Source organism: Paraburkholderia sp. (genome assembly GCF_035656215.1).
Lineage (GTDB): Bacteria > Pseudomonadota > Gammaproteobacteria > Burkholderiales > Burkholderiaceae > Paraburkholderia.
The window spans coordinates 1-3530 of record NZ_DASRSY010000248.1; the positions used below are offsets into that span (position 1 = coordinate 1).

Below are 3530 nucleotides of genomic sequence, written 5' to 3' on the forward strand. Positions count from 1 at the left end.
TGCCGAGTTCCAGAAGAAGGAACCGACGGGCTTCTACGGCACGATTGCCGTGAGCTCGACGATGCACGGCAAGGAGAGCACTGAGAACCTCGTCGAGTGGATCAAGGACGGCAAGCAGCCGCCCGCCGACACGCAAACCACCGGCAAGCTGATGGTGCGCGGCAACTGGCTGGACGTGCGTAAAGAGCTCGGAATTTAAGCGGTATTCGAGTCTGCACACTGCGGGCCGTTTTTCACGTTGACGTTGGCGCTCACGCCAACGCGCGAGCGGCCCGCACAGGTTGTCCATACGCTAGAGGCATTTGATGACGGTTTCTCACACCGGCGAAACGGCGCTACCCGTGCAAGCGCCGTCGCCTACGCTTACGTCGACTGATCCGTATCTGCAACTCGACGGCATCACCGTGCGCTTTCCCGGCGTGCTCGCGCTCGACAAGGTATCGCTCGAAGTGCGGCGTGGCGAAGTACACGGGTTGATGGGCGAAAACGGCGCCGGCAAATCGACGCTGCTCAAAGTGCTGTCCGGCGTGAATCAGCCGGCGGCGGGCACCTTGTCGCTCGATGGTGTCGAGCAGCAGTTCACCACCACCAAGGCGGCCATCGCGGCAGGCGTCGCAATCATCTATCAGGAACTGCATCTGGTGCCTGAACTGACCGTTGCAGAGAATCTGATGCTCGGCGCCCTGCCCAACCGCTTCGGCGTGCTGGACGAAAAGGCGCTGGTAGCACGCGCGGTGCGCGAGTTGGAAAGGCTCGGCGAAAAAATCGACCCGTCGCAACAGGTGAAAAATCTGTCGATCGGTCAGCGGCAAATGATCGAAATCGGCAAGGCGCTGATGCGCGACGCACGTGTGATCGCGTTCGACGAACCGACTAGTTCATTGTCGTCGCGTGAAACCACGCAGTTGTTCCGGATCATTCGCGCGTTGAAGGCTGAAGGCCGCGCGATCATCTACGTCACGCATCGGATGGATGAAGTCTACGAACTGTGCGACCGCGTGACGGTGTTTCGCGACGGCCGCCGCATCGATACATTCGAAGCGGGCGATGGACTCGACCGCGATCGCCTGATCAGCTGCATGGTCGGCCGTTCGATCGCCGACGTGTACGGCTACCGCTCACGCGAACTCGGCGCTGTGCAGCTCGACGTCAAGGAATTGATGGGACGTGGCTTACGCGAACCGGCTTCGTTCAAGGCACGTAAAGGCGAAATTCTCGGTTTCTTCGGGCTGGTCGGCGCGGGACGTTCCGAGTTGATGAAACTCATCTACGGCGCAGTCAAACCAACTGCTGGCGAGATCACCCTCAAAGGCAAGCGGGTGCGTTTCGCCACGCCACGCGACGCCGTGCGCGCAGGCGTCGCGTTGTGTCCGGAAGACCGCAAGCAGGAAGGCATCGTCTCGATCGCTTCGGTGTCGGACAACCTCAACATCAGTTGCCGTCGTCATTTTAGCCGCTTCAACGTGCTTAACGGCCGCAAGGAAGCGCAGACCGCCAAAGAGTTCATCGGCAAGCTCGCGATCAAGACGCGTAACGGCGAAACGCCGATCGGCACGCTCTCCGGCGGCAATCAGCAGAAGGTGATTCTGTCGCGCTGGCTCGCCGAAAACATCGACGTATTCCTGATGGACGAACCGACGCGAGGCATCGACGTCGGCGCACGCAGCGAGATTTACGGCCTGCTGTATGGGCTCGCTGAAGCGGGCCGCACGGTCATCGTCGTGTCGAGCGATCTCGCCGAAGTGATCGGCGTGGCGGACCGCGTGATCGTGATGAAGGAAGGCCGCATCGTCGGCGATCTGCCGAAGGAGCAGGCCACGCCGGATGCGCTGATCAAGCTCGCGCTGCCTCGCTAAAGACGCCGCGCTCATCAGGCAACTGAAGGCAATCGAAGGCAACTGAATCGCGCCATTGAAAACGGAATAGACATCATGCACACACCCTCAACCGACCCCACCACGCCAGCCGTCGCCTCCGCGGGCATGAGCGCACGCGCCGCACGAACCTGGGACCTGATCAACAAGTCCGGCATTGTGATGGTGTTCATCATCCTGTTCGCGGCTTTGTCGTTCACCGTGCCGGAATTTTTAAGCTCGCGAAACATCCAGGGCCTGCTGCTTTCCGTCACGCTAATCGGTTCGATCTCCGTGACCATGATGTTCGTGCTTGCACTGGGTGAAGTGGATCTGTCAGTGGCCTCGATCGTCGCATTCGCGGGCGTGGTCGCGTCCACGTTGATCACCGCGACGCATAGCGTGATGATCGGCATCGCCGCCGGCGTACTCGCGGGTGGCGCGGTCGGACTGGTCAACGGCGTGCTGGTCGCGCGCTACAAGATCAACTCGCTGATCGTCACGCTCGCGATGATGGAAGTCGTGCGCGGCCTCGCCTACATCACATCGAACGGCGACGCCGTGATGATCTCCGAAGAACGTTTCTTCGACCTCGGCGGTGGCGCGTTCCTCGGCATTTCGTATCCGATCTGGAGCAACATCGTCGGCTTCGTGCTGTTCGGTTTTCTGCTGAAGAAAACCGTGTTCGGCAAGAACGTGCTGGCCGTCGGCGGCAATAGCGAGGCCGCTTTGCTCGCGGGCTTGCCGGTTACGCGCATCAAGATCACAGTGTTCGTATTGCAGGGTCTCGTGACCGGCTTTGCAGGCGTGATGCTTGCGTCACGCATGAGTCTCGGCGACCCGAAAACCTCAGTTGGGCTCGAGCTCGGCGTGATTTCCGCATGCGTGCTCGGCGGCGTTTCGCTGACGGGCGGTGTCGCAACGATTTCCGGTGTGCTGGTCGGCGTGCTGATCATGGGCTCCGTGCAGGACGCAATGAGCCTGATGAATGTGCCGACCTTTTACCAATACCTGATTCGTGGCGGGATTCTGCTGCTTGCGGTGCTGTTCGATCAGTACCGCCGCAGCAAGCGCGTGCACTGACGCTTATGCACACCCTGCCCTACATGCTTGCCAACAGGAGATTTCATGGCTGATTCCAACCAGACTAAAAAGCCGCTGCGCAGCCAGGCGTGGTTTGGCCTCAAAGACCGCGACGGTTTTCTGCATCGTTCGTGGATGAAGAACCAGGGCATTCCGCACGACGAATTCGACGGACGTCCGGTGATCGGCATCTGCAATACGTGGTCCGAACTGACGCCGTGCAACGCACATTTTCGCGAGCTTGCCGAATACGTGAAAAAAGGCGTGCACGAAGCGGGCGGTTTGCCGCTCGAGTTTCCGGTGATGTCGCTCGGCGAAACCAATTTACGTCCGACCGCGATGCTGTTCCGCAATCTCGCTTCGATGGACGTTGAGGAGTCGATCCGCGGCAATCCGATGGACGGGGTGATTCTGCTGGTCGGCTGCGACAAGACCACGCCGGCGCTGCTGATGGGCGCGGCGTCGTGCAATCTGCCCGCGCTTGCCGTGTCGGGCGGTCCCATGCTCAATGGCCGCTTTCGAGGCAAGAACATCGGCTCCGGCACGGGCGTCTGGCAGATGTCCGAGGAAGTGCGCGCGGGCACGATGACGCAG

The 3530-nt window shown here is 60.7% G+C and carries 3 protein-coding genes and 1 pseudogene; all 4 read left to right on the forward strand.

What is annotated here, in order from left to right; all coding sequences use genetic code 11:
• Positions 1-199 (forward strand): annotated as a pseudogene (locus VFE81_RS13935) (arabinose ABC transporter substrate-binding protein); the annotation flags it as partial.
• Between the two features lie 106 nt (positions 200-305).
• The gene (gene araG, locus VFE81_RS13940; RefSeq protein WP_325045156.1) at positions 306-1856 is read left to right on the forward strand and encodes an L-arabinose ABC transporter ATP-binding protein AraG; all 1551 of its coding nucleotides are present in this window, start codon (positions 306-308) and stop codon (positions 1854-1856) included.
• Positions 1857-1931: 75 nt separating this feature from the next.
• Positions 1932-2936: an L-arabinose ABC transporter permease AraH gene (gene araH / locus VFE81_RS13945; protein WP_325045157.1), complete on the forward strand. Its 1005-nt coding sequence runs from the start codon at positions 1932-1934 to the stop codon at positions 2934-2936.
• Positions 2937-2981: 45 nt separating this feature from the next.
• A partial coding sequence (locus VFE81_RS13950) for a dihydroxy-acid dehydratase (protein ID WP_325045158.1) occupies positions 2982-3530 on the forward strand: 549 nt, incomplete at its 3' end.